The 22,730-nt window shown below is 61.4% G+C and carries 19 protein-coding genes; 11 read left to right on the forward strand and 8 right to left on the reverse strand.

The features are described 5' to 3' along the window. Positions 1-178: 178 nt before the first annotated feature. Both J3P84_RS09740 and J3P84_RS09745 read left to right on the forward strand, forming a co-directional pair. On the forward strand, positions 179-703 hold the full coding sequence (locus tag J3P84_RS09740) for a DUF6586 family protein (RefSeq protein WP_434629741.1): 525 nt from the start codon (positions 179-181) through the stop codon (positions 701-703). Positions 704-808: 105 nt separating this feature from the next. Continuing rightward, positions 809-1,042: a hypothetical protein gene (locus tag J3P84_RS09745; RefSeq protein WP_003183419.1), complete on the forward strand. Its 234-nt coding sequence runs from the start codon at positions 809-811 to the stop codon at positions 1,040-1,042. Positions 1,043-1,113: 71 nt separating this feature from the next. Here the strand turns inward: J3P84_RS09745 and sulA are convergent, their stop codons facing one another. Next, positions 1,114-1,587, reverse strand: coding sequence for an SOS-induced cell division inhibitor SulA (gene sulA, locus J3P84_RS09750; protein ID WP_003199648.1), 474 nt, complete (start codon positions 1,585-1,587; stop codon positions 1,114-1,116). Positions 1,588-1,597: 10 nt separating this feature from the next. Continuing rightward, positions 1,598-2,206, reverse strand: a complete 609-nt coding sequence (lexA, locus tag J3P84_RS09755; protein WP_186609823.1) for a transcriptional repressor LexA — start codon at positions 2,204-2,206, stop codon at positions 1,598-1,600. A 241-nt stretch (positions 2,207-2,447) separates the two neighbouring features. On the opposite strand from lexA, the gene J3P84_RS09760 reads away from it, so the two are divergent. The 3 genes from J3P84_RS09760 to J3P84_RS09770 all read left to right on the forward strand — a co-directional run bounded on the left by J3P84_RS09760 (position 2,448) and on the right by J3P84_RS09770 (position 5,088). Further along, positions 2,448-3,155 carry a TetR family transcriptional regulator gene (locus tag J3P84_RS09760; protein ID WP_434629744.1) on the forward strand — a complete coding sequence of 236 codons (708 nt, stop codon included), beginning with the start codon at positions 2,448-2,450 and terminating at the stop codon, positions 3,153-3,155. Between the two features lie 182 nt (positions 3,156-3,337). Next, positions 3,338-4,336, forward strand: a complete 999-nt coding sequence (nagZ, locus tag J3P84_RS09765; protein ID WP_434631252.1) for a beta-N-acetylhexosaminidase — start codon at positions 3,338-3,340, stop codon at positions 4,334-4,336. Positions 4,337-4,347: 11 nt separating this feature from the next. Next, complete coding sequence (locus J3P84_RS09770; protein WP_434629747.1) at positions 4,348-5,088, forward strand: S-methyl-5'-thioinosine phosphorylase; 741 nt, start codon at positions 4,348-4,350, stop codon at positions 5,086-5,088. A gap of 120 nt (positions 5,089-5,208) precedes the next feature. On the opposite strand, the gene J3P84_RS09775 is transcribed toward J3P84_RS09770, so the two are convergent. The 3 genes from J3P84_RS09775 to mfd are packed head-to-tail and all read right to left on the reverse strand — an operon-like array spanning position 5,209 to position 11,940. After that, on the reverse strand, positions 5,209-7,902 hold the full coding sequence (locus tag J3P84_RS09775) for a DEAD/DEAH box helicase (RefSeq protein WP_434629750.1): 2,694 nt from the start codon (positions 7,900-7,902) through the stop codon (positions 5,209-5,211). Between the two features lie 11 nt (positions 7,903-7,913). Then, positions 7,914-8,480 carry a CsiV family protein gene (locus J3P84_RS09780; protein ID WP_434629753.1) on the reverse strand — a complete coding sequence of 189 codons (567 nt, stop codon included), beginning with the start codon at positions 8,478-8,480 and terminating at the stop codon, positions 7,914-7,916. Positions 8,481-8,490: 10 nt separating this feature from the next. Then, positions 8,491-11,940, reverse strand: coding sequence for a transcription-repair coupling factor (gene mfd, locus J3P84_RS09785; RefSeq protein ID WP_434629756.1), 3,450 nt, complete (start codon positions 11,938-11,940; stop codon positions 8,491-8,493). A gap of 168 nt (positions 11,941-12,108) precedes the next feature. Here mfd and J3P84_RS09790 point away from each other — a divergent pair, with 168 nt between their 5' ends. Further along, a complete protein-coding gene (locus J3P84_RS09790; protein WP_305500011.1) occupies positions 12,109-13,572 on the forward strand; it encodes a glyceraldehyde-3-phosphate dehydrogenase in 1,464 nt (487 codons plus the stop codon). A gap of 179 nt (positions 13,573-13,751) precedes the next feature. Here J3P84_RS09790 and J3P84_RS09795 read toward each other — a convergent pair whose 3' ends face one another. Continuing rightward, entirely contained in the window at positions 13,752-15,050 is a 1,299-nt protein-coding gene (locus tag J3P84_RS09795) for an MFS transporter (RefSeq protein WP_434629759.1), read from the reverse strand. A 227-nt stretch (positions 15,051-15,277) separates the two neighbouring features. Here J3P84_RS09795 and J3P84_RS09800 point away from each other — a divergent pair, with 227 nt between their 5' ends. After that, positions 15,278-16,264: an FAD:protein FMN transferase gene (locus J3P84_RS09800; RefSeq protein WP_434629762.1), complete on the forward strand. Its 987-nt coding sequence runs from the start codon at positions 15,278-15,280 to the stop codon at positions 16,262-16,264. A gap of 358 nt (positions 16,265-16,622) precedes the next feature. Further along, positions 16,623-18,017, forward strand: a complete 1,395-nt coding sequence (gene sthA / locus J3P84_RS09805) for a Si-specific NAD(P)(+) transhydrogenase (RefSeq protein WP_245142796.1) — start codon at positions 16,623-16,625, stop codon at positions 18,015-18,017. A gap of 42 nt (positions 18,018-18,059) precedes the next feature. Here the strand turns inward: sthA and J3P84_RS09810 are convergent, their stop codons facing one another. Together J3P84_RS09810 and J3P84_RS09815 are read right to left on the reverse strand one after the other, a co-directional pair. Then, the gene (locus J3P84_RS09810) at positions 18,060-18,782 is read right to left on the reverse strand and encodes a glycerophosphodiester phosphodiesterase (RefSeq protein ID WP_003199672.1); all 723 of its coding nucleotides are present in this window, start codon (positions 18,780-18,782) and stop codon (positions 18,060-18,062) included. A gap of 2 nt (positions 18,783-18,784) precedes the next feature. Next, positions 18,785-19,375, reverse strand: coding sequence for a PilZ domain-containing protein (locus J3P84_RS09815; RefSeq protein ID WP_305500019.1), 591 nt, complete (start codon positions 19,373-19,375; stop codon positions 18,785-18,787). Positions 19,376-19,469: 94 nt separating this feature from the next. On the opposite strand from J3P84_RS09815, the gene J3P84_RS09820 reads away from it, so the two are divergent. The 3 genes from J3P84_RS09820 to J3P84_RS09830 all read left to right on the forward strand — a co-directional run bounded on the left by J3P84_RS09820 (position 19,470) and on the right by J3P84_RS09830 (position 22,718). Further along, a complete protein-coding gene (locus J3P84_RS09820; protein WP_434629766.1) occupies positions 19,470-20,720 on the forward strand; it encodes a lipoprotein-releasing ABC transporter permease subunit in 1,251 nt (416 codons plus the stop codon). Positions 20,721-20,727: 7 nt separating this feature from the next. Beyond that, positions 20,728-21,411 (forward strand): lipoprotein-releasing ABC transporter ATP-binding protein LolD, encoded by a 684-nt coding sequence (lolD, locus tag J3P84_RS09825; RefSeq protein ID WP_162843734.1) that lies wholly within the window; start codon positions 20,728-20,730, stop codon positions 21,409-21,411. 62 nt (positions 21,412-21,473) lie between these two features. Then, positions 21,474-22,718 (forward strand): lipoprotein-releasing ABC transporter permease subunit, encoded by a 1,245-nt coding sequence (locus tag J3P84_RS09830; RefSeq protein WP_434629769.1) that lies wholly within the window; start codon positions 21,474-21,476, stop codon positions 22,716-22,718. Positions 22,719-22,730: the final 12 nt, after the last annotated feature.

A 22,730-nucleotide genomic window follows, 5' to 3' on the forward strand; every position in this document is an offset into this window, starting at 1 on the left:
AAGGAGCTTGCTCTCACTCGCCGACGTGTCGTCGTCCTGCACTTCAGGCAAAAAAAAGCCGCATGACAACCTATGGGTTTTCATGCGGCCTTGCTGTTTTTGGCTTGCAGTGGCCTCGGTTGATCCACGACACTGTCGCACCTGCGTGACGCTTTTATTTCGTTGGGGAGATGCCGCCATGGCCCACGAACTCTATACCCGCACCAATCAGAAAATTTATTTCGCCGGCCTTTCGCTTGAAGCGCTTGCGCGGGCGGAGGATGGGCGTGCAATGAATTCCCCTGCGCTGGTCCAGGCGGGGCGCGAATCGGCGTTGTTTCATTTGTACGGTGCGTTGTTGGGCCTGTGCCACGAAATCGCCGGTTTTTATCGCTTGCCCCAGGCGAATGCGTCACGGGCCGAGCTGGTGTTGACTCGTGAGGTGCTGGAAACAATCGCAATTCCGGAGCTGGCCGAAATGGTCGAACTGGCGCAGAACCCGGAAACCTGGCTGGCCAGATTGCTGGCGGCCCACCAGGCGCTGTTCCAGCCACCACGGGCTCCGCGCAAGCCCAAGGGCGACGTGACCCAGCCGCTGATCGTGGCGGTCAATCTTGACGAAGAAGAGCCAGAGCAAGAGCTTAATCGGGAAGAGTTGGAGAGCTGGCGGCAGAATCTCAAGAACCTGGCCATTCGCTTTCGCGAAGGGTTGAACGAGTGCTGAGTTCAGTTCGTCCCGTAACGTTCGCTAACGACGCTTGGTCAAGATCCCGAGCGAAGCCTGGCCGATGACTATATAATCCCCGCCTTTCGTGGAGAACAGACTTTTATGCCTACGTCCTTTCTAGAAATTGTCGAGCTTCCTGATGGCCGCATCGAGCTGCGCCGGGCCGAAGACGAGGGGTCTCTGGTTACCCTGAACTTCTCTGAGGACGCCAAGGTATTCCTGCAAGGTCAACACGTTGAGGTCGCCAAGGCGATGCTGAGCGTGGGTGTCCAGATGGCTGGCCGCCTGGTTGAAGGCGAATTCAACAAAGAAGAGGGGCCACGGGTTCTTCATTGATCCTGTTCGGCGACTTTTGAGATCTGGTAGCTGTTCTGGCTTCTCTGCCCTGGAGAAGCCCTGCGTTTGTCTTAACCCAATCGAATATTCAGGCTTTGTGCGTCCCCGGTGCGTGCGGCGCTGATCAACTGTTGGCGAGCTGTCGCGGTCAGGGGGTTGAGCCAGCTGACCACCGTATGACTGCGGCCCAGGCGCAACGCTTCGCACGTCAATTGCTGGGCGCTCTGTGTGCCGCGTGGTTGCAATAACAGGATCCGCTCGCGATTGAGACCGGCATCCCGCAACCAGGCCTGGGTAACGCTGGCGGGTGGCGCGATCAGCGTCAGCCACCGAGCGTCCTGGTCCTGGCTCAACTCCCGCAGAATAGGTGCCAGCAGATTCAGGCAATTCCCGGCCGCACCACGCAACGACAATTCGCTGAAGGCCTCGGGCTCGACGCCCCAAGGCGATTCGATGACCTCTTTCAGGACTGGAACCAGCGGTTGGGCCATGAATGCCTCGAACAGCGGAAGTTGCGTGTGCTGTGGTGTGTGAGGGAATTGCATAAAGCCTCCTTTAGCGGCGAATGACGCCGACACTCAAGCCTTCGATGACCAGGTCCTGATCTTTCAGGTCCACTTCGATGGGGGCGAACTCGGGATTTTCGGCTATCAGCCAGACCTTGCTGCCATCGCGCTTGAACCGCTTGACGGTGACTTCGTCGCCGATGCGCGCCACCACGATCTGCCCGTTGCGAGCCTCGCGGGTGGTGTGGACAGCCAGCAGATCGCCGTCGAAAATGCCGATATCCTTCATGCTCATACCGTGCACGCGAAGAAGGTAATCAGCCCTCGGGTGAAAGAACGAGGGGTTGATGTTGCAGGATTCTTCAACGTGCTGCTGGGCTAGGATCGGAGCGCCAGCGGCGACACGGCCGATGATTGGCAGCGTGGTTTCGTCAGCCTTGGCTTCGAAGCCGGGGATGCGAATGCCTCTCGAGGCACCGGGTGTCATCTCGATCGCGCCCTTGCGGGCCAATGCCTTGAGGTGTTCTTCCGCCGCGTTGGGCGACTTGAAGCCCAGTTCCTGGGCGATTTCCGCACGGGTCGGCGGGTAGCCATTGTCTTCGAGGCAACGTTTGATGAAGGCCAGAATCTCTGCTTGGCGTGGCGTCAGCTTTAGCATATCGATCGCTCTGTCTTTTTATACAGTGACTGGGATTATATACAGTGCGAGCCGCTTGGCAATGCCCCTTTTTTCGTGCGCCGCTCGACGGTCGTTTCGGCCGCTATGAAGGGCAGGGCTACAGCCCGGATGAAGGTGTGGTTAAATAGCTGACCGAGCGTTCGCAAAACGTCCCGGCAGGCTTGACAAGCCCAGGGCTGAAACGTATGTTTCAAACAAGTGTTTGTCAGGCGGAGTAGCCATGGCCCAGTCGGAAACCGTTGAACGCATTCTCGATGCTGCCGAGCAGTTGTTCGCGGAAAAAGGTTTTGCCGAAACCTCTTTGCGTCTGATCACCAGCAAGGCCGGGGTAAACCTGGCTGCGGTGAACTATCACTTCGGTTCCAAGAAGGCGCTGATCCAGGCGGTGTTCTCACGTTTCCTCGGGCCGTTCTGTATCAGCCTCGACCGTGAACTGGAACGTCGCCAGGCCAAGCCTGACGTCAAGCCCACCCTGGAAGAGCTGCTCGAGATCCTGGTCGAGCAGGCCCTTGTTGTCCAACCACGCAGCGGTAATGATCTTTCCATTTTCATGCGCCTTTTGGGCCTGGCATTCAGTCAAAGCCAGGGTCACCTGCGGCGTTATCTGGAAGACATGTACGGCAAGGTGTTCCGTCGCTACATGCTGCTGGTCAATGAAGCCGCGCCACGCATACCACCGATCGAATTGTTCTGGCGCGTGCACTTCATGCTTGGCGCCGCTGCGTTCAGCATGTCTGGGATCAAGGCGCTGCGGGCCATCGCCGAAACCGATTTCGGCGTGAATACATCCATCGAACAGGTCATGCGTCTGATGGTGCCGTTTCTGGCTGCCGGCATGCGTGCCGAAAGCGGCGTCACCGATGAGGCAATGGCGACAGCGCAGTTGCGTCCTCGCAGCAAATCCGCCCCGGCGCTCGCCAAGGCGTAAGGCCACGGGTGGGCGCGGCTGCTTACATCCGCTAAGCTAGCCGCCCATGCCGATTCTGCCTTTGAGTTCGTATTAAATTCATCGCCGATGCGCGACCTGCCAGGCCTGGAGCCTGGCGGCGTCATCGTGCATGCGTCGCCGTGCGCATCCATCGTTATTAAGGAATTGCTATGACTGCTGGCCTGCAAGGCTCGTTGATGGTGGACGTCGCCGGTACCTGGCTGACGGCCGAGGATCGCCATCTGTTGCGTCAGCCCGAAGTGGGCGGCTTGATCATCTTCGCTCGCAACATCGAGCATCCGCGCCAGGTGCGCGAGCTGAGTGCGGCGATCCGCGCCATTCGTCCCGACCTGTTGCTGGCGGTCGATCAGGAGGGCGGGCGTGTCCAGCGCCTGCGCCAAGGGTTCGTGCGTCTGCCGGCGATGCGGGCCATTGCCGATAACCCGAATGCCGAATACCTGGCCGAACAATGCGGCTGGATCATGGCCACCGAGGTGCTGGCGGTCGGCCTTGATCTGAGTTTCGCCCCGGTGCTGGATCTCGATTATCAGCGCAGTGCCGTGGTTGGCAGTCGTTCATTCGAGGGCGATCCCGAACGCGCCGCATTGTTGGCCGGTGCTTTCATTCGGGGCATGAACGCCGCGGGCATGGCCGCCACGGGCAAGCATTTTCCTGGGCACGGCTGGGCCGAGGCGGACTCCCATGTGGCCATCCCCAATGATGAGCGCAGCCTGGAACAGATCCGCGCCAACGATCTGCTGCCGTTTGCCAGGCTGGGCAAGCAGCTTGGCGCCGTGATGCCGGCCCATGTGATCTATCCGCAGGTCGATGCCAGCCCGGCCGGGTTTTCTCGACGTTGGCTGCAGGATATCCTGCGAGGCGAGTTGCAGTTCGACGGGGTGATTTTCAGTGATGACCTGTCAATGGCCGGTGCCCATGTGGTGGGTGATGCCGCGAGTCGTATCGAGGCCGCATTGACTGCCGGTTGCGACATGGGGTTGGTGTGCAACGACCGCGCTGCCGCAGAGTTGGCATTGAGCGCCGCCCAACGCTTGAAGATCAAGCCGTCGGCGCGGATCGCCCGCATGCGTGGCCAAGCCTTCGCCAGTACCGAGTATCGCCAGGATCCACGCTGGCTGACAGCGATTGGCGCACTGAAAGCCGCCCAACTGATCGATTAAGGACGTTTGTTATGACCGTTTACGCAATTATCGGCGGCACAGGCCTGACCCAGCTGGAAGGCCTGACCATTCGCCAGTCCCTGGCGGTGGAAACGCCCTATGGCGCGCCATCGGCTGACGTGCAGATTGGCGAATATGCCGGGCGTGAGGTGCTGTTCCTGGCCCGTCATGGCCATCCTCATCGTTTTCCGCCGCACCAGGTCAACTATCGCGCCAATCTCTGGGCCCTGAAGCAGGCGGGTGCCGAGGCCATCCTGGCGGTCAACGCCGTGGGCGGGATCCACGCGGCGATGGGCACCGGGCATTTCTGCGTGCCCCATCAGTTGATCGATTACACCAGTGGCCGCCAGCACACGTATTTTGCCGATGACCTGGAAGCGGTTACCCATATCGATTTCAGCTATCCCTACACGGAGACGCTGCGCCAGAAATTGATTGCCGCCCTGGCCGCCGAGGGCTGCGGCTACAGCAGCCATGGCGTCTATGCCTGCACGCAGGGGCCGCGCCTGGAAACGGTGGCTGAAATCGCCCGCCTGGAACGCGATGGCTGCGACATCGTCGGCATGACAGGTATGCCGGAAGCGGCATTGGCTCGCGAGCTGGAGCTGGACTACGGGTGCCTGGCCCTGGTGGTTAATCCCGCGGCAGGCAAATCCACGGCGGTGATCACCATGGCCGAGATCGAGCAAGCGCTGCATGACGGGATGGGGAAGGTGAAGTCGACCCTGGCGCGAGTGTTGGCGACAGGCTGATCCGGCCATCTTGACGCAGGGTGGGAGCGAGCCTGCTCGCGAAGCGGTTAACCGTTGTTACGAGGGTGGCTGTGAAGTAGCCATCGCGAGCAGGCTCGCTCCCACAGGCATAAACGAACCTCAGCGCTTCTCCAGCTTATCCGGCAGCGGTGCGAACAACGCATCGATGTCTTCGTTCTGCAGTTTCCAGTCCCCGGCCACGCGCCCATCCAGCACGCCGGCCGCGAGGTCGGATTTTTCCTTCTGCAGCAGTTGAATCTTTTCTTCCACGGTTCCCCGGGCTATCAGCTTGTAGACGAACACCGGCTTTTCCTGGCCGATGCGATAAGCGCGGTCGGTCGCCTGGTTTTCGGTGGCCGGGTTCCACCACGGGTCGTAGTGAATCACCGTGTCCGCTTCCGTCAGGTTCAGACCCACGCCGCCGGCCTTCAGGCTGATCAGGAAGATCTGACGCTTGCCGCTCTGGAATTCCTTCACCGGAGTGCGTCGGTCCCGGGTTTGGCCGGTCAGGATGGCGTATTCCACACCGCGCTTTTTCAGTTCGTCTTCGATCAGCGCCAGCATGGACGTGAACTGGGAAAACAGCAGCACCCGCCGACCTTCTTCAAACAACTCCTCGAGCATCTCCATCAGGCTGTCGAGCTTGCCCGAAGCACTGCCTCGGGCTGGCAGGGCGGCGTCGCTGATCAGGCGCAGGTCGCAGCACACCTGGCGCAGCTTGAGCAGCGCCTCGAGGATGATGATCTGGCTGCGCGCCACGCCTTTGCGGGTGATTTCGTCACGCACCTTCTTGTCCATCGCCAGGCGCATGGTTTCATAGACATCCCGTTGGGCGTCGCTGAGTTCGACCCAATGGATGATCTCGGTCTTGGGCGGCAATTCGGTTGCGACCTGTTCCTTGGTCCTGCGCAGCAAAAACGGTTTTATCCGACCGTTAAGGTGCTGCAATCGTACGGCGCTCCCGCGTTTTTCGATCGGCACGCGGTAGTCGCGGTTGAAATCCTTGATGTCGCCGAGCCAGCCCGGCAACAGGAAATGAAACAGCGACCACAATTCACCCAGGTGGTTTTCCAGCGGTGTCCCGGACAGGCACAACCGCTGCCGGGCATCGAGCTCACGGGCGGCCTGGGCGGCCTTGCTGGTGGGGTTCTTGATGTACTGGGCTTCATCCAGGATCAATACGTGCAGCGGTTGCGCTTTAAGGCGCTCGACATCCTTGGGCAGCAATGCATAGGTGGTCAGGATCAGGTCGTAGTCGGCCAACCGCTCGAAATGTTTCTTGCGTCCGGCACCGTACAGGGCCAATACCTTGAGCTGCGGGGTGAAGTGGCTGGCTTCATCGAGCCAGTTGGGAATCAGGCTCGTCGGCATCACCACCATGCACGGCCTGTCGAGGCGGCCGGCGTTTTTTTCGCTGAGAATGTGCGCCAGGGTCTGTAGGGTTTTGCCCAGGCCCATGTCATCCGCGAGAATGCCGCCAACCTCCAGTTGTCGTAGCGATTGCATCCAGCTCAGGCCTTCGAGCTGATAGGGCCGCAGCGTTGCGTTCAAGCCTTCCGGTGCCGCCGCGGTGTAGTCCTTGATGTCGCGCAGCCGCTGGGCCAGGCCACGGATATGTTCGCCCCCTTCCCAGCGCAGCGGCATGTCTTGCAGCGGGTTCAGGCGCAGGGCGTCCGCACTGTTCAGGCGCAGTTTGCTGGTGCCGGGTTCTTGCAGGTAAAACTCGCCAAGGGTCGCCAGCACCGGCTTCAGGCGTCCATAGGGCAGGGCGACTTGCTGCGGGCCGAATTCCGAATTGGGACGGTGCGGCAGGTTGACCAGGATGAGTTCGTCGTCGCGGCGCCGGGCCAGGCGTTCCGGGTTGAACAGCTCGATGTGCGAGCGCATCAGGTTCAGCAGGATCGGCAGCAGGCTCAAGCGCTCGCCGTTGACGATGATCCCCAATTCCAGATCAAACCAGTCTCGCTCCGGAGTTTCCTCGACGCTGGCGTACCACTCGTCCACGGCCGTCAGGTCGAAGCCGAAATCCTCGTCGATCTGCAGCTCCCAGCCTTGGTTGCGCAGTTTTGGCAGGTCATTGAGGGTAAAGGTCAACCAGGCACTGTCGTTGACCATCTCGTAAAGCTCGCCGGCGCTTTCCGGCAGCGCCTTGCTTTGCCGGGTGGCGACCTTGAAACCGAGGATTCGCAGTTGTTCGCGGTAGGACTGTTCCACATCGGTCTGGCGTTTAATACGCAGCGTCTGGGTTTCCTGGCGAATCAGTACGTCAGTGTTGCGCTGGCCGCTGACGTATTCGTCCAGATAGCTGAAGGACAGGGCAGCGCGGTGCTGGATGTAGCGCTGCATCTTGCCGTTGCGCGGCTCGAAGGCGCTGAACTCGATACTCGCCAGCCACAGGCGCGGCACCGGTTGCACGTTTTCCACGAGCACCTGCGGCGGGGCCTTGGGACTGCGGTTGTCGAGCACGGTCTGGAGTTTTTCCAGCAGATGCGCGTCTTTCTCGGCGGCTGGGTAGGCCAGGGTTTCCTGGACCTGCAACAAGACCGCCGCGCAATGTTTGCAGTTGATGCGCACCGGGCAGGAGCAGGCCGCTTCGAGCAGGATCAGCGTGCCCTTGGCTGACTCCTTGAGGCGAATGGTCTGACGATAGACGCTGCCGCCAGAGCCTTCGCAGCTGGCGATGATGCTGCTGTCTCCGGTCTCGACGATCCTGACGCGATTTTCCAGCGCGTATCGGCGTCCGCGCTCCAGGCTTTGTTCCTTGAATCGATTGACCCAGGAGGGTGCCAGGGGTTTGCTCAGGGGCGAGGGCATAGGCGCGCCGGTCAGTCCGGAATCGCTTCGGGCGCCTGCCGTGGCGCGGGCGCGGTCAGCGAGGTGATCTTGATCAGCAGGCCGAGGTGACCGTTATCGAGGAAATTCAGCTGGCCGTTCTTGGTGTGGCTCTGTTGCTTGAGGCGTTCGCTGGCGGTGACCAGGCCATTGGCGTCGATCTGGTTGACCCAGAAGTCGGCGTCGACGTCGGTAAAGCGGCCCAGTTTCATTTCCAGGGTGCCCTCGATGGGAAACTGGCCGAACTGTTCGGTGCCGTCGCTGACAGCGACCTTGCTGCCCTGTTCGCCCAGGTTCTGTTGCCAGGCCTTGTGCATCAGCACGCTGTATTGGCCGCTGGCGTTGAGTTTTTCGACGATATTGCCCAATGCTGGCGTGCGCTGGCTGTCCGGGGGCAGGCGTTGTGCGCCGGCGTCCCAGTCTTCCGGCGCGGCGCGACTGAGAATCGCCGGCTCGGCATTCTGGCGAACCAGGATCATTTCCACCTGATACAGGTCGTCGGCGAAGGCCAGGGGGGCGACCAGGGTCATCAACAACGTCAAGGAGCGAAACAGGCGCATTGGGCGTCCTTCAAGCAGTGGTCGGAGTGAGGCGCTCGAACAGCGCCTCCACGGTATTAAAACGCTCTTCCGGGCGTTCCATGGGCACCATGAACTTGAACATCGTGGCGCCTTCGAACTTGTAGCGTTTGGGCTGGCCCTGGATCAGCTTGATCAGTACCAGCGGATCGACCGGCGTCTGGGCTTCGAATTCGATGCGGCCGCCGTTGGGCCCACCGTCGACTTTCTTGATGCCCAGTTGCTCGGCCTTGAGTTTGAGCAGCGTGGTGCGCACCAGGTTCTTGGTCGGCTCCGGCAGCAGCCCGAAGCGGTCGATCATCTCCACCTGCAAGTCTTTCAGGCCTTCCTCGTCGGTGGCCGAGGCGATGCGTTTGTAGAGGATCAGCCGCGCATGGACGTCTGGCAGGTAATCTTCCGGGATCAGTGCCGGCACCCGCAGATTGATCTCCGGCCCACCGCCCAGAGGCTGGTCGAGGTTCGGTTGCTCGCCCTTGCGAATCGACTTGACCGCGCGTTCGAGCATTTCCATGTACAGCGTAAAGCCGACGGCCTGGATCTGGCCGCTCTGGCCGTCGCCGAGCAATTCGCCGGCACCACGGATTTCCAGGTCATTGGTGGCCAGCACGAAGCCGGCGCCGAGGTCCTGGGTGTTGGCGATGGCCTCCAGGCGCTTTTCCGCGTCTGGGGTGATCTGCTGGCGCGGCGGCGTCAGCAGGTAGGCATAGGCCTGGTGGTGGCTACGGCCGACCCGGCCGCGCAACTGGTGCAACTGGGCCAGGCCGAACTTGTCGGCGCGCTCGATGATGATGGTGTTGGCGCTCGGCACGTCGATGCCGGTCTCGATGATGGTCGAGGCGATCAGCACGTTGAAACGCTTGTGATAGAAGTCGCTCATCACCTGTTCGAGTTCGCGCTCGCGCATCTGTCCGTGGCCGATGCCGATACGGGCTTCCGGCACCAGCTCGGCGAGGTCGGCGGCACATTTCTCGATGGTCTTCACGTCGTTGTGCAGGTAATAGACCTGGCCGCCGCGCAGCAACTCCCGCAGCAGCGCTTCCTTGACCGTGCTTTTGTTCTGCTCCATCACGAACGTACGCACCGACAGGCGGCGGGCCGGCGGCGTGGCGATGATCGACAGGTCACGCATGCCCGACACCGCCATGTTCAGCGTGCGCGGGATCGGCGTGGCCGTCAGGGTCAGGATGTCGACTTCGCTACGCAGGGCCTTGAGCTGTTCTTTCTGGCGCACGCCGAAGCGGTGTTCTTCGTCGATGATCACCAGGCCGAGGCTTTTGAATTTCACGTCGTCCTGGAGCAGTTTGTGCGTGCCGATGACGATGTCGATCTTGCCCTCGGCCAGGTCGGCCACGGCGGCATTCACTTCCTTGGTCGACTTGAAGCGGCTCATCACTTCCACAGTCACCGGCCAGTCGGCGAAGCGGTCGCGGAAACTGTTGTAGTGCTGCTGGGCGAGCAGGGTGGTCGGCACCAGGATTGCCACCTGCTTGCCGCCATGCACGGCGATGAACGCGGCGCGCATCGCCACTTCGGTCTTGCCGAAGCCGACGTCGCCGCAGACCAGTCGGTCCATCGGCTTGGGCGCGAGCATGTCGGCGCGCACGGCTTCGATGGTGGTCTGCTGGTCGACGGTTTCCTCGAACGGGAAGCCGGCGCTGAAGGTTTCGTAATCGGCTTTCGGGTCGGCGAACGCGTAGCCTTCGCGCGCGGCGCGACGGGCGTAGATGTCAAGCAGTTCGGCGGCCACGTCGCGCACCTGTTCGGCGGCCTTGCGCTTGGCTTTCTGCCAGGTTTCCGAGCCCAGGCGATGCAGCGGCGCCAGCGCATCGTCGCTGCCGGTGTAGCGGGCGATCAGGTGCAGGTTCGCCACCGGCACATAAAGTTTGGCGCCCTCGGCGTATTGCAGAGTGAGGAATTCGGCGACCTGGTTTTCGATCTCCAGGGTCGCCAGGCCCAAGTAGCGGCCCACGCCATGGTCGATGTGCACCACCGGCGCGCCCTCGCGCAACTCGGTAAGGTTCTTGATGACCGCGTCGTTGGCAGCGTCTGCGCGCTTCTCGCGACGGCGACGCTGCATCACCCGCTGGCCGAACAACGGGCTCTCGGCGACCAGTGCCAGGGCGGGATCATCCAGGACCAGCCCGTCATTGAGCGGCGCGATGGTGATTGCCAGGCGCTCCTTGCCGGCGACGAAATCCGGCCAGCTGTCGACAGTCTTCGGTCGCAGCTTCAGGCGTTCGAGCAGCTCCAGCAATACTTCGCGACGGCCGGCGGACTCGGCGGTGAACAGCACGCGGCCAGGGAATTGGTCGAGGAAACCGGCCAGGGCCGCCAACGGTTGCGTGGCCTTGGCTTCGATCGCCAGGTCCGGCAGCGCTCTGGCGGGGAAGCGTTCGCGACCGACGCCGGTTTCCACATCCTGTTGGCTCGCCACCACGCGCGGCCAGCTCTTGAGGCGGGCGAAGCAGTCTTCAACCGGCAGGAACAACTCGGCGGGCGGCAATAGAGGACGGGATGGGTCGACACGCCGCTCTTCGTAGCGGTTGCGCACGTCATTCCAGAAGTTTTCCGCCGCTTGCTCGATGCCGGGCAGGGAAAATACCTGGGTATCCTGGGGCAGGTAATCGAACAGGGTGGAGGTTTCTTCGAAGAACAGCGGCAGGTAATACTCGATACCGGCCGGGGTGATGCCGCTGCTGAGGTCCTGGAAGATCGGGCAGCGCCGGAAGTCCACGTCGAAGCGTTCGCGAAACCGCGCCTTGAAACGCGTCACCGCGTCTTTTTGCAGAGGGAATTCCTTGGCCGGCAACAGGCGGATCGACTGCACTTTGTCGATGGAACGCTGGTTTTCCGGATCAAAGGTGCGCAAGGTCTCGATCTCGTCATCGAACAGGTCGATGCGATAGGGCAGTTTGCTGCCCATCGGAAACAGGTCTATCAACGCGCCGCGGACCGTGAACTCGCCGTGCTCGTACACGGTATCGACGTAGCGGTAGCCGCTGGCCTCAAGCCGGGTGCGCATTTGCTCGACGTCGAGCTTCTGGCCGATGTCCAGCACCAGGCTGCTGCCCAGCAGGAATTGGGTCGGCGCCAGGCGATGTAGGGCTGTGGTAATCGGCACTACCAAAACGCCATGACTGAGCTCCGGCAGCCGGTAAAGGCTGGCGATGCGCTGGGAAATGATGTCCTGGTGCGGCGAAAAAAGGTCGTAGGGCAGGGTTTCCCAGTCCGGGAAATGCAGCACTGGCAAATCCGGGGCGAAGAAAGCCAGCTCCTGTTCCAGCCGTTCGGCGCTTTGGCTGTCGGCGGTCAGCAGCAGGGTAAAGCGCTTTGCAGCGCTGGCAGCCTCGGCGATGGCCAGGCTCAGGGCGGCACCGGGCAGGTTGCCCCAGTGCTGTTTACCTGCCGCGGCAGGGAGAAGCGGAAGACGCAGAACGGGCACGGAAGGTTGAGCTCCAGCGTTGCGACAAAGTCGACAATTGTAGCGGGGGAAGGGGGCTGCTGTCAGTCGCGGACTATGCTGCAGGAACGCAAAACCACGGCGCGACGGGCGCGCATTGCTCCGCCGATGACTCGGCGGCATAATGTAGCCCCTTTTTTCAGCCCCTACATGTGGAAGGTTACCGTGACTCAGAAGCCCGACCAGTGTCTTGGTGAATGGATTGATCGTGAAGCACTCGCAGAAGCGATGATCCCTCTCATCGGTCAGCTCTACCGCAATAACAACGTGGTGAGCTCGATCTATGGCCGCAGCCTGATCAACCAGTCTGTCATCGCGATCCTCAAGGCCCACCGCTTTGCTCGCCACCGTTCTTCCGACGACAGCGAACTCTCCGTCCACGAAACATTCCCCCTGCTCAAGGCGATGAGCGAGCTCAAGCTCGGCGCGGCCTCGGTGGACCTGGGCAAGCTGGCGTTCAAATTCCGTAACGAAGCCAATGGCCGTAGCGCCGAACAGTTCGTGCGCGAAGAAATGGCTGACGTGGTTGGTCAGCAGAACGCTTCGGCTCGTAAAGGTACCGACGTGGTCCTGTACGGCTTCGGTCGTATCGGCCGTCTGCTTGCGCGTATCCTGATCGAGAAAACCGGTGGTGGCGACGGCCTGCGCCTGCGCGCCATCGTCGTGCGCAAGGGCGCCGAGAACGACCTGACCAAGCGTGCCAGCCTGCTGCGCCGCGACTCGGTGCATGGTTCCTTCAACGGCACCATTACCATCGACGAAGAAAACAACACCATCACCGCCAACGGTAACCTGATCCAGGTGATCTACGCGAAGAACCCGACCGAGGTGGACTACACCCAGTACGGCATCAAGGACGCCCTGCTGGTGGATAACACCGGTGTATGGCGCGATGCCGATGGCCTTGGCCAGCACCTGGCCTGCCCGGGTATCGACCGCGTTGTCCTGACCGCACCTGGCAAGGGCAAGCTGAAGAACATCGTTCACGGTATCAACCACACCGAAATCACCGCTGACGACAAGATCATCTCTGCCGCTTCCTGCACCACCAACGCCATCGTGCCGGTGCTCAAAGCCGTGAATGACAAGTTCGGCATCATCAACGGTCACGTCGAAACCGTTCACTCGTACACCAACGACCAGAACCTGATCGACAACTTCCACAAGGGCGATCGCCGTGGCCGTAGCGCCGCGTTGAACATGGTCATCACCGAAACCGGTGCCGCCACTGCTGCCGCCAAGGCCTTGCCTGAGCTCGCTGGCAAGCTGACCGGCAACGCGATCCGTGTGCCGACGCCGAACGTGTCGATGGCCATTCTCAACCTGAACCTTGAGAAAGCCGCCACCCGTGAAGAGATGAACGAGTACCTGCGCTACATGGCGCTGCACTCCGACCTGCACAAGCAGATCGACTTCGTCAACTCGCAGGAAGTGGTGTCCACTGACTTCGTCGGTTCGCGCCACGCTGGCGTTGTCGACGCCGAAGCGACCATCGTCCAGGACAATCGTGTTGTCCTGTACGTCTGGTATGACAACGAGTTCGGCTACAGCTGCCAGGTAGTTCGCGTAATGGAAGACATGGCTGATGTGAATCCGCCTGCGTTTCCGCGCTAAGCCTTAAAGCTTTAGCTGCTGGTGAAAAAACGCCCCGACTTGTCGGGGCGTTTTTTTGTCTGGGTTTTGCTGTGTTTGGGCGGGCCTCATCGCGAGCAAGCTCGCTCCCACATTGGACCGCATACATCAGCAACAACTCGGTCAACTGTGGGAGCGAGCTTGCTCGCGATGACGATTTATCAGGCACCGCCCACTACAGAGGCCTGCGCCGTGCGCAGTTCATGCCGATTACCCTTGAACAGTACCAACGTCGCAATCAACCCCAACACCGCCGCACCACTGAGCCAGATCCCCGGCGCCGCTTTGTTATCCAGCACATGGATCAGATAGGTACAGGCCGCCGGCGTGAACCCGCCGAACGTTGCCGTCGCGAGGCTATAGGCCAGGGAAAAGCCAGTAGTACGCACTTCAACCGGCATGATTTCCGTCAGGGCGACCACCATGGCGCCGTTGTACGATCCATACAGGAACGACAACCACAGCTCGACGATCAGTAAATGGCTGAAGCTGGGGTTCGCCACCAGCCAGGACAGCGCCGGGTAGGCGGTCAGGATCGCCAGGATTGTCGCAGCCAGCAGCAGGGGTTTGCGCCCGATCTTGTCGGAAAGCGCGCCCATGACTGGCAGCCAGAAGAAATTCGACAAGCCGATACACACCGTGACCAGCAACGCATCCAGCTCCGACAGGTTGAGCTCAGCCTTGCCAAATGTCGGCGTGTAGGCCGTGATCAGGTAGAACGACACCGTAGTCATCACCACCAGTGCCATGCCGGCCAGGACAATGCCGAAGTTCTGGCCAATGGAGCGGACGATTTCCGACAGGGTAGAGCGGTGTTTTCTCGCCTGGAATTCCGGCGTTTCTTCCAGCGAGCGGCGAATTACAAAAATGACCGGTACGATCAGGCAACCGATCAGGAACGGCACGCGCCAGCCCCATTCGCCCATTTCTTGCGGGTTCAGCCAATGATTGAGGCCAACCCCCAGCAGACCGGCAAAGACCACGGCGGCCTGTTGGCTCGCGGACTGCCAACTGACAAAAAAGCCCTTGCGCCCCGGCGTAGAGATTTCCGCCAGGTACACCGAGACCCCACCGAGCTCCACGCCTGCGGAAAAGCCCTGCAGCAATCGGCCCAGCAATACCAGCAGCGGCGCCGCCACGCCCAACGTGGCGTAACCCGGTACACAGGCGATCAGCACCGTGCCGGCGGCCATCATCGCGAGGGTGATGATCAGGCCTTTGCGCCGGCCGTGACGGTCGATGTAGGCGCCAAGGAAGATCGCGCCCAGCGGACGCATCAGGAACCCGGCGCCGAATGTCGCCAGGGACAGCATCAGCGAGGCGAAGGCACTGTCGGTCGGGAAGAACGTCTTGGCAATGGCCGTGGCGTAGAAGCCATAGACCATGAAGTCGAACATCTCCAGGAAGTTGCCGCTGACAACGCGAAAAATCGCCTTGCCGTTGCTCGTGTTGGAAGGCATGTGTAGGTACTCACTCTGGCAATCTTGTATGAAAGCGCTGCAATCCATGTGGGAGCGAGCCTGCTCGCGAAGGTGGTGTGTCAGGCACCTTGACCTTGATCGGTCCATTGCTTTCGCGAGCAGGCTCGCTCCCACAGGTTTTTTTGCATGCGCTGTAGCCCATAATGGCCGGCGTGGTTTTGTGGGGAGATGAAGATTTGTTAACTGGACGATGGATTGGGCTTGTGATGCTGGCCGGCGTTGTGTCCGGCTGCGGCCGGGGCGATACCCTGGAACGCTTCGATGGCCCGACCATGGGCAGCCGTTATTCCGTCCAGTACGTCAGGCATGCCGCCACGCCCGGTCCGAACGTGGTGCAGGCCGAGGTGGAAAAAATTCTCGCTGAAGTGGATCGGCTGTTTTCCACCTATCGCAGCGATTCGGAAATCGAGCGCTTCAATGCCCTGCCTGGCGGCAGTTGCCTGACCATGCCGGGACCTGTGTTTGAACTTGTCCGGGTGGGTGAGCAGCTATCTTCGCAAAGCCATGGCGCGTTCGATCTGACGGTGGAGCCTTTGCTGAACCTGTGGGGCTTCGGCCCGCAATCCCGGCGAGAGGCGGTGCCCAGCGCCGAGGCCCTGGCCCTGGCGCGACGACAGGTTGGCCATGGCTACTTGCGGATCGAAGGCGACCGGTTATGCAAGGACGCCGCGGTGGAAGTCGATTTCAACAGCATCGCGGCGGGTTATGCCGTCGACCGCATCGCCGCGAAGCTCCAGGCTTTGGGCATCGACAGCTACCTGGCCGAAGCCACCGGGGAGCTCAAGGCTGTCGGGCACAAGCCGGATGGGTCGGCCTGGCGCATCGCCCTGGAAGAGCCTCGGAACGATCGGCAAATGGCTGAGCGTGTCATCGAGGTCAACGGCTACGGGGTTTCAACGTCGGGCGACTATCGTAAATATTTCGAGCAGGGCGGCAAGCGTTACTCCCACACCTTTGATGCGCGCACCGGGGCGCCGGTCCTACACAACCTGGCGTCAGTCACGGTAATTCATCCTTCAGCGATGTTGGCCGATGGACTATCGACGCTGTTGCTGATTCTCGGTCCCGAAGAGGGTTGGGATTATGCCCAGGAGCACGGCATCGGAGTATTTTTTGTGCTGCGCGATGGAGAGCGTTTCGTCGTACGTACAAACGATGCGTTTGAACGGATGGCCGGCGAAAAAACCCAATAGATCGTCCAGCAATGAATCCGTGGCGAGGGAGCTTGCTCCCGCTGGGCTGCGTAGCGGCCCCTTTTGTGAGCGCTTCGCACTCAAGCGGGAGCAAGCTCCCTCGCCACGATGATGCAGGCAGGTTTTTGTATATGCATGACAGCGCCATGAAAGGTTACCTGTGGCGAAATAGCGCAGGTAAAGGGGAGCGCCCCCTAGCCTACGACGCGACCAAGGGGTAATGTGCGCGGCGTTGACGCTTCTATAGACTGTGGCCGGGCGCGTGAACCGGTCCCAAATTGTTCCTTCATGCCGCCGGCCGGCATGATTTAGCCGTCGGTGCCAACTGTGGCATCGCGGCCTGTTCTGAGGAGTACGCATGGCTGTCTACAACTACGACGTGGTGGTACTGGGTTCCGGCCCGGCGGGGGAAGGCGCGGCAATGAACGCCGCCAAGGCAGGGCGCAAGGTGGCGATGGTCGACAGCCGTCGGCAGGTTGGCGGCAACTGCACCCACTTGGGTACCATCCCGTCCAAGGCCTTGCGTCACTCGGTCCGGCAGATCATGCAGTTCAACACCAACCCGATGTTCCGGGCAATCGGCGAGCCGCGCTGGTTCTCCTTCCCGGACGTGCTCAAGAGCGCCGAGAAGGTGATTTCCAAGCAAGTGGCTTCGCGTACCGGCTATTACGCCCGCAACCGTGTGGACGTGTTTTTCGGCACCGGCAGCTTCGCCGACGAGCAAACGGTCGAAGTGGTCTGCGGCAATGGCGTAGTCGAGAAACTGGTGGCCAAGCACATCATCATCGCCACCGGCTCGCGTCCGTATCGCCCGGCGGACATCGATTTCAACCACGCACGTATCTACGATAGCGACACGATCCTGAGCCTGGGGCATACCCCGCGCAAACTTATCGTCTACGGTGCCGGCGTGATCGGTTGCGAATACGCCTCGATCTTCAGCGGCCTGGGCGTGCTGGTGGAACTGGTGGACAACCGTGGCCAATTGCTGAGCTTCCTGGACTCGGAAATTTCCCAGGCCCTCAGCTACCACTTCAGCAACAACAACATCACCGTGCGCCACAACGAGGATTACGAGCGCGTCGAAGGCGTGGACAACGGTGTGATCCTGCACCTCAAGTCCGGCAAGAAGATCAAGGCCGACGCCTTGCTCTGGTGCAACGGCCGCACCGGCAACACCGACACCCTGGGCCTGGAAAACATCGGCGTGAAGGTCAACAGCCGCGGCCAGATCGAGGTCGACGAGAACTACCGCACCTGCGTGCCGAACATCTACGGTGCCGGTGACGTGATCGGCTGGCCGAGCCTGGCCAGTGCCGCCCACGACCAGGGCCGTTCGGCCGCCGGCAGCATCGTCGACAACGGCAGCTGGCGTTTCGTCAATGACGTGCCGACCGGCATCTACACCATTCCGGAAATCAGCTCGATCGGCAAGAACGAGCAGGAGCTGACCCAGGCCAAGGTGCCTTACGAGGTCGGCAAGGCCTTCTTCAAGAGCATGGCGCGGGCGCAGATCGCCGGCGAGCCGCAAGGCATGCTGAAAATCCTGTTCCACCGCGAGACCCTGGAAGTGCTGGGCGTGCACTGCTTCGGCTACCAGGCCTCGGAAATCGTCCACATCGGCCAGGCGATCATGAACCAGCCGGGCGAGCTGAACACGTTGAAGTACTTCGTCAACACCACGTTCAACTACCCGACCATGGCCGAAGCCTATCGGGTAGCGGCCTATGACGGGCTCAACCGGCTTTTTTGAGCGGCTCCGGCCGGTGGCCTGAGCCGGCCGGGGAGACCGATTTCAGCAATTCTCGAGGGTGGCGGTGGCCAAACCGGGAAAGTCTGTAATCAGGCTGTCAGCGCCAAAGTCGGCGAGCCTGCGCATGAGCGCGGGCTCGTTGACGGTCCACACCGACACATGCAGCCCCTGGCGCTGCGCCTTGATCAGGCGTTCCGGCGTGCACAGGGTCCAGTTCAGCGCCAGAATCTCACAGCCATAGCTCTGGGCGACCTTCAACGGGTCGAGCCAGGCGTATTCGGCGACCAGTCCACGGGAAATGTCCGGAGTCAGATCCAGCGCGGCCTTGAGCACTTCCCGGGAACTGGAAGTGATGGTGATTTTGTCCAGCAGGCCGAAGCGCTGGGCCATTTCACGGATGCCCAGCACGGTGGCGGCGGCGCGGGTGCGTGAGGCGCTTTTCACCTCCAGTTGCCAGTGCTCGAAATCACACTTCTCGAACAACTCTTCCAGGCGTGGAATCGGGCACGGCTTGATCCAGCCCGGGCCACCCTTGCGCGCGTCATAAGTCACCAGTTCAGCAGCGGTGTGTTCGACCACCTTGCCCCGGCGATCGGTGGTGCGCTTGAGGGTCGGGTCATGGATCACCATCAACTCGCCGTCCATGGACAGGTGCAGGTCCAGCTCGCAACGGCGTACGCCGTGCTTGAGGCATTCCTGGAAACCGGTGAGGGTGTTTTCCGGTGCTTCGCCCTTGGCGCCGCGGTGGCCATAAATGAGGGTCACGGTTATTCCTTATCGATGCCAGATTCGTTCAGTTCCCGGGCCAGGCGCCGTTCCTGCGCCTGCTTCTGCAGGATGTAGCGGGCCAGCAATTGGCGCTGGGCGTCGGTCGGGTGCTCAAACTCGGTGCCTACGTCATAACCGTTGCCCTTGGGGTCGCAATGGGTGACGCGGGCGCGCAACAACAGCCCCAGGGCCTGGGGCATCAGCACCAGCTTGACCGAAAGGTGCGCGCCGACGGCAATGGCGCTGGGGTACTGGAAATCGATGCCGCCTTCGGAAATGATTACCGGCTGGGGATCGCCGATTTCGCCGAGCACCGTTACGGCGATGACCTGGCTGAGCAGGTCGATGCGTTTGTTCATGGCCTTGAGGTAGGCCGCGATGCTGCGCTCGCGCTCGCTGATCTGGCGCAACAGGTGTTGTGATTCGAACTCGCTCAGGTGCAGCTCGCTGAGGAGGTTGAACAGTGGGGACTCATCCTGCAACACTTCCTGGCTGGCTGCTTCAGGAATGGACAGGGGCCGAATTTCCAGTGCGATCGTGTCCTCGATACGGTAGTATTCGCGGCGATCTTCTTCATCTAATGTCGACATGGCGAACCCATGGTAGCGGCGGTGGTCTGAGTGTAAAGCTGGTTTGTGACCCCCGCCACAAGGACGTTCCTTTTCCCTCCGAACAAGCCCCGACATGTTCAGACCTCTCTTCGTATTCATCGGCACGCGTTATACCCGTGCAAAGCGTCGCAATCATTTCGTATCGTTCATTTCCCTGACGTCCATCATCGGCCTGGCCCTTGGCGTGGTCGTGATGATCGTCGTGCTGTCGGTCATGAACGGCTTCGACCATGAAATGCGCACCCGCGTGCTCGGCATGGTGCCCCACGCGACCCTCGAAACCGGCGAAGCCATCAGCGACTGGCCAAGCCTGGCCGCCAAGGTCAAGCAGAACCCGCAGGTGTTGGCCGTTGCGCCGTTCACCCAGATGCAGGGGTTGCTGACCAACGACGGCAAGGTCTCCAAGGTCTTGCTCAATGGCATCGATCCCGGGCTGGAGCGGCAGGTGTCGATCATCGACAACTTCATGCGGCAGGGCAAACTCGACGACCTCGCGCCGGGCAGCTTCGGTATCGTGATCGGCGACAAGGCGGCGACCAAGCTCGGCGTGGCCATCGGCGACAAGCTGACGTTTGTCGCGCCGGAGGTCACTGTCACTCCAGGCGGCATGTTTCCGCGCATGAAGCGCTTCACCGTGGTCGGCATCTTCCATGTTGGCGCCGGCGAGCTGGACGGTTACCTGGGGGTGACCAACCTTCAGGATCTCGCGCGGCTGCATCGCTGGAAGCCGGATCAGGTCCAGGGCCTGCGGTTGAAGTTCGATGACCTGTTCCAGGCGCCGCGCGTGGCGTGGAGCATCGCCCAGCAGCTCGGCGAAGACCGTTATTACGCCCGCGACTGGACCCGCACCCACGGCAACCTGTATCAGGCGATCCGCATGGAAAAAGCCATGATCGGTCTGCTCCTGTTGCTGATCGTCGCCGTGGCGGCGTTCAACATCATTTCCACGCTGGTAATGGTGGTGAACGACAAGAAAGGCGACATCGCCATCCTGCGCACCCTCGGCGCCACGCCGGGGCAGATCATGCGGATTTTCATGGTCCAGGGCACCGTCATCGGCGTCATCGGCACGTTTGTAGGCGCCTTGGTCGGGATGTTCGCCGCACTGAATGTCAGCGCCGCGATTGCCGCCCTCGAAGGGCTGATCGGGCACAAGTTTCTCAACGCCGACGTGTACTTCATCGACTACCTGCCCTCGCAGTTGCAGGCCGATGACGTGTTGATGGTCTGCGGCGCCGCGTTGATCCTGAGTTTCCTCGCCACCCTGTATCCAGCCTGGCGTGCCGCGCGCACCCAGCCGGCGGAGGCGTTACGTTATGAGTGAGTCGGGCATGAGTGAAAAAGCAATCTTGAGCTGCCGCAACCTGGGCAAGTCCTACGAGGAAGGCCCGGAATCGGTGGTGGTGTTGTCGGGCCTCCAATTGGAGCTGCATCCCGGTGAACGCGTGGCGATCGTCGGGACTTCCGGATCGGGCAAAAGTACCTTGTTGAACTTGCTCGGTGGCCTCGATACGCCGACCGCCGGCAGCGTCTGGCTGGCGGGCGAAGAGCTTTCGGCGCTGAACGAAAAGGCCCGCGGCCTGTTGCGTAACCGCTCCCTGGGCTTCGTCTACCAGTTCCACCATCTGCTGCCCGAGTTCACCGCGCTGGAAAACGTCTGCATGCCGCTGTTGATCGGCCGCACCGCTATTCCCGAAGCCCGCCAGCGAGCTACGGCGTTGCTGGAGCGCGTGGGACTGGGCCATCGCCTGGAGCACAAGCCGGCCGAGCTGTCCGGCGGCGAGCGCCAGCGCGTCGCGATTGCCCGGGCCCTGGTCAACAAGCCTGGGCTGGTGATGCTCGACGAGCCGACCGGCAACCTCGATTCCCACACCGCGCAAGGCATTCAGGACTTGATGCTGGAACTCAGCACCTCGATGCGCACGGCGTTCCTGGTGGTGACCCACGACATGAACCTGGCCCGGCAGATGGACCGCGTCCTGCATTTGCAGGAAGGTTGCCTGACGCCGATCTGACCGACCGAAACCCGGTAGCTGATACGGCGCCGGGTCTTTTATTTTCATACGGTGCCCAGCGAATGTTCAGACCGTTATCGATTTTCATCGGCACGCGCTATACCCGCGCCAAGCGCCGCAATCGTTTTGTCTCGTTCATTTCCATGACCTCGATGATCGGCCTCGCCCTTGGCGTGTTGGCGATGATTGTCGTGCTGTCGGTGATGAACGGCTTCCAGCGCGAAATGAGCTCGCGCATCCTCGGCATGGTGCCTCACGCCACCATCGTCGGGGTCAACCCGATCGACGATTGGCAGCCGGTGGCCGCCGCGGCATTAAAAAACCCTGAAGTGACGGCTGCGGTGCCGTTCACCGAGATGGAAGGGATGCTGAGCCATAAAGGCTCGATGCAGCCGATCCAGATCAGCGGCGTCGATCCGGCCCAGGAAGGCAAGGTCTCGATCGTCGCCCAGCACATCGTCCAGGGGCGTCTCGACGCCTTGAAGCCCGGCGAGTTCGGCGTGGTGATCGGTGAGATCACCGCGCGGCGCTTTCGCTTGAATGTCGGCGACAAGGTCACCTTGATCGTGCCGGAAGTCAGCACCGCGCCGGGGGGTATCACCCCGCGGATGCAACGGCTGAATGTGGTGGGGGTGTTCAAGGTCGGTGCCGAGCTGGACGGCTCCATGGCGCTGATTCACCTGGCTGACGCCGCGCAGATGCAGCATTGGCAACCGAACCAGGTACAGAGCGTGCGCCTGGCGGTGAAAGATTTGTACGCGGCGCCGAAAGTCTCCGGTGACATCGCCAGCGGGCTTGGCGCGGCCTACAAGGCCGACGACTGGACCCACACCCAGGGTAGCCTGTTCAGCGCCATGAAAATGGAAAAAACCATGATCGGCCTGCTGCTGTTGATGATCGTCGCGGTGGCGGCGTTCAACATCATCGCCACGTTGATCATGGTGGTGAACGACAAGGGCGCGGACATCGCGATCCTGCGTACCATCGGCGCCACGCCGCGACAGATCATGGCAATCTTCATGGTCCAGGGCACGGTGATCGGCGTGGTGGGCACGTTGATCGGCGGGGTGCTGGGGGTGATTGCGGCGTTGAATGTCAGCGCGCTGGTGGGTTGGCTGGAAAGGGTCAGCGGCCAGCACATTTTCAGTTCCGATGTGTACTTCGTCAGCAACCTGCCGTCGGAACTGCAGCGTGGCGACGTGCTGCTGATCTGCTCCGCCGGGTTCATCCTCAGCTTCCTCGCCACCGTATACCCGGCCTGGCGCGCGGCGAAGATCGAACCTGCGCAGGCGTTGCGGTATTCCTGAGCCTGGACAGGC

It is taken from the genome of Pseudomonas sp. Z1-29 (assembly GCF_051131995.1).
Lineage (GTDB): Bacteria > Pseudomonadota > Gammaproteobacteria > Pseudomonadales > Pseudomonadaceae > Aquipseudomonas.

Bases quoted from the DNA above. Each gene is read 5' to 3' on its own strand.
- J3P84_RS09740 (WP_434629741.1), top strand. From the start codon at position 179: ATGGCCCACGAACTCTATACCCGCACCAATCAGAAAATTTATTTCGCC.
- J3P84_RS09745 (WP_003183419.1), top strand. From the start codon at position 809: ATGCCTACGTCCTTTCTAGAAATTGTCGAGCTTCCTGATGGCCGCATC.
- sulA (WP_003199648.1), bottom strand. From the start codon at position 1,587: ATGCAATTCCCTCACACACCACAGCACACGCAACTTCCGCTGTTCGAG.
- lexA (WP_186609823.1), bottom strand. From the start codon at position 2,206: ATGCTAAAGCTGACGCCACGCCAAGCAGAGATTCTGGCCTTCATCAAA.
- J3P84_RS09760 (WP_434629744.1), top strand. From the start codon at position 2,448: ATGGCCCAGTCGGAAACCGTTGAACGCATTCTCGATGCTGCCGAGCAG.
- J3P84_RS09770 (WP_434629747.1), top strand. From the start codon at position 4,348: ATGACCGTTTACGCAATTATCGGCGGCACAGGCCTGACCCAGCTGGAA.
- J3P84_RS09775 (WP_434629750.1), bottom strand. From the start codon at position 7,902: ATGCCCTCGCCCCTGAGCAAACCCCTGGCACCCTCCTGGGTCAATCGA.
- J3P84_RS09780 (WP_434629753.1), bottom strand. From the start codon at position 8,480: ATGCGCCTGTTTCGCTCCTTGACGTTGTTGATGACCCTGGTCGCCCCC.
- J3P84_RS09790 (WP_305500011.1), top strand. From the start codon at position 12,109: ATGTGGAAGGTTACCGTGACTCAGAAGCCCGACCAGTGTCTTGGTGAA.
- J3P84_RS09795 (WP_434629759.1), bottom strand. From the start codon at position 15,050: ATGCCTTCCAACACGAGCAACGGCAAGGCGATTTTTCGCGTTGTCAGC.
- J3P84_RS09800 (WP_434629762.1), top strand. From the start codon at position 15,278: ATGCTGGCCGGCGTTGTGTCCGGCTGCGGCCGGGGCGATACCCTGGAA.
- sthA (WP_245142796.1), top strand. From the start codon at position 16,623: ATGGCTGTCTACAACTACGACGTGGTGGTACTGGGTTCCGGCCCGGCG.
- J3P84_RS09815 (WP_305500019.1), bottom strand. From the start codon at position 19,375: ATGTCGACATTAGATGAAGAAGATCGCCGCGAATACTACCGTATCGAG.
- J3P84_RS09820 (WP_434629766.1), top strand. From the start codon at position 19,470: ATGTTCAGACCTCTCTTCGTATTCATCGGCACGCGTTATACCCGTGCA.
- lolD (WP_162843734.1), top strand. From the start codon at position 20,728: ATGAGTGAAAAAGCAATCTTGAGCTGCCGCAACCTGGGCAAGTCCTAC.
- J3P84_RS09830 (WP_434629769.1), top strand. From the start codon at position 21,474: ATGTTCAGACCGTTATCGATTTTCATCGGCACGCGCTATACCCGCGCC.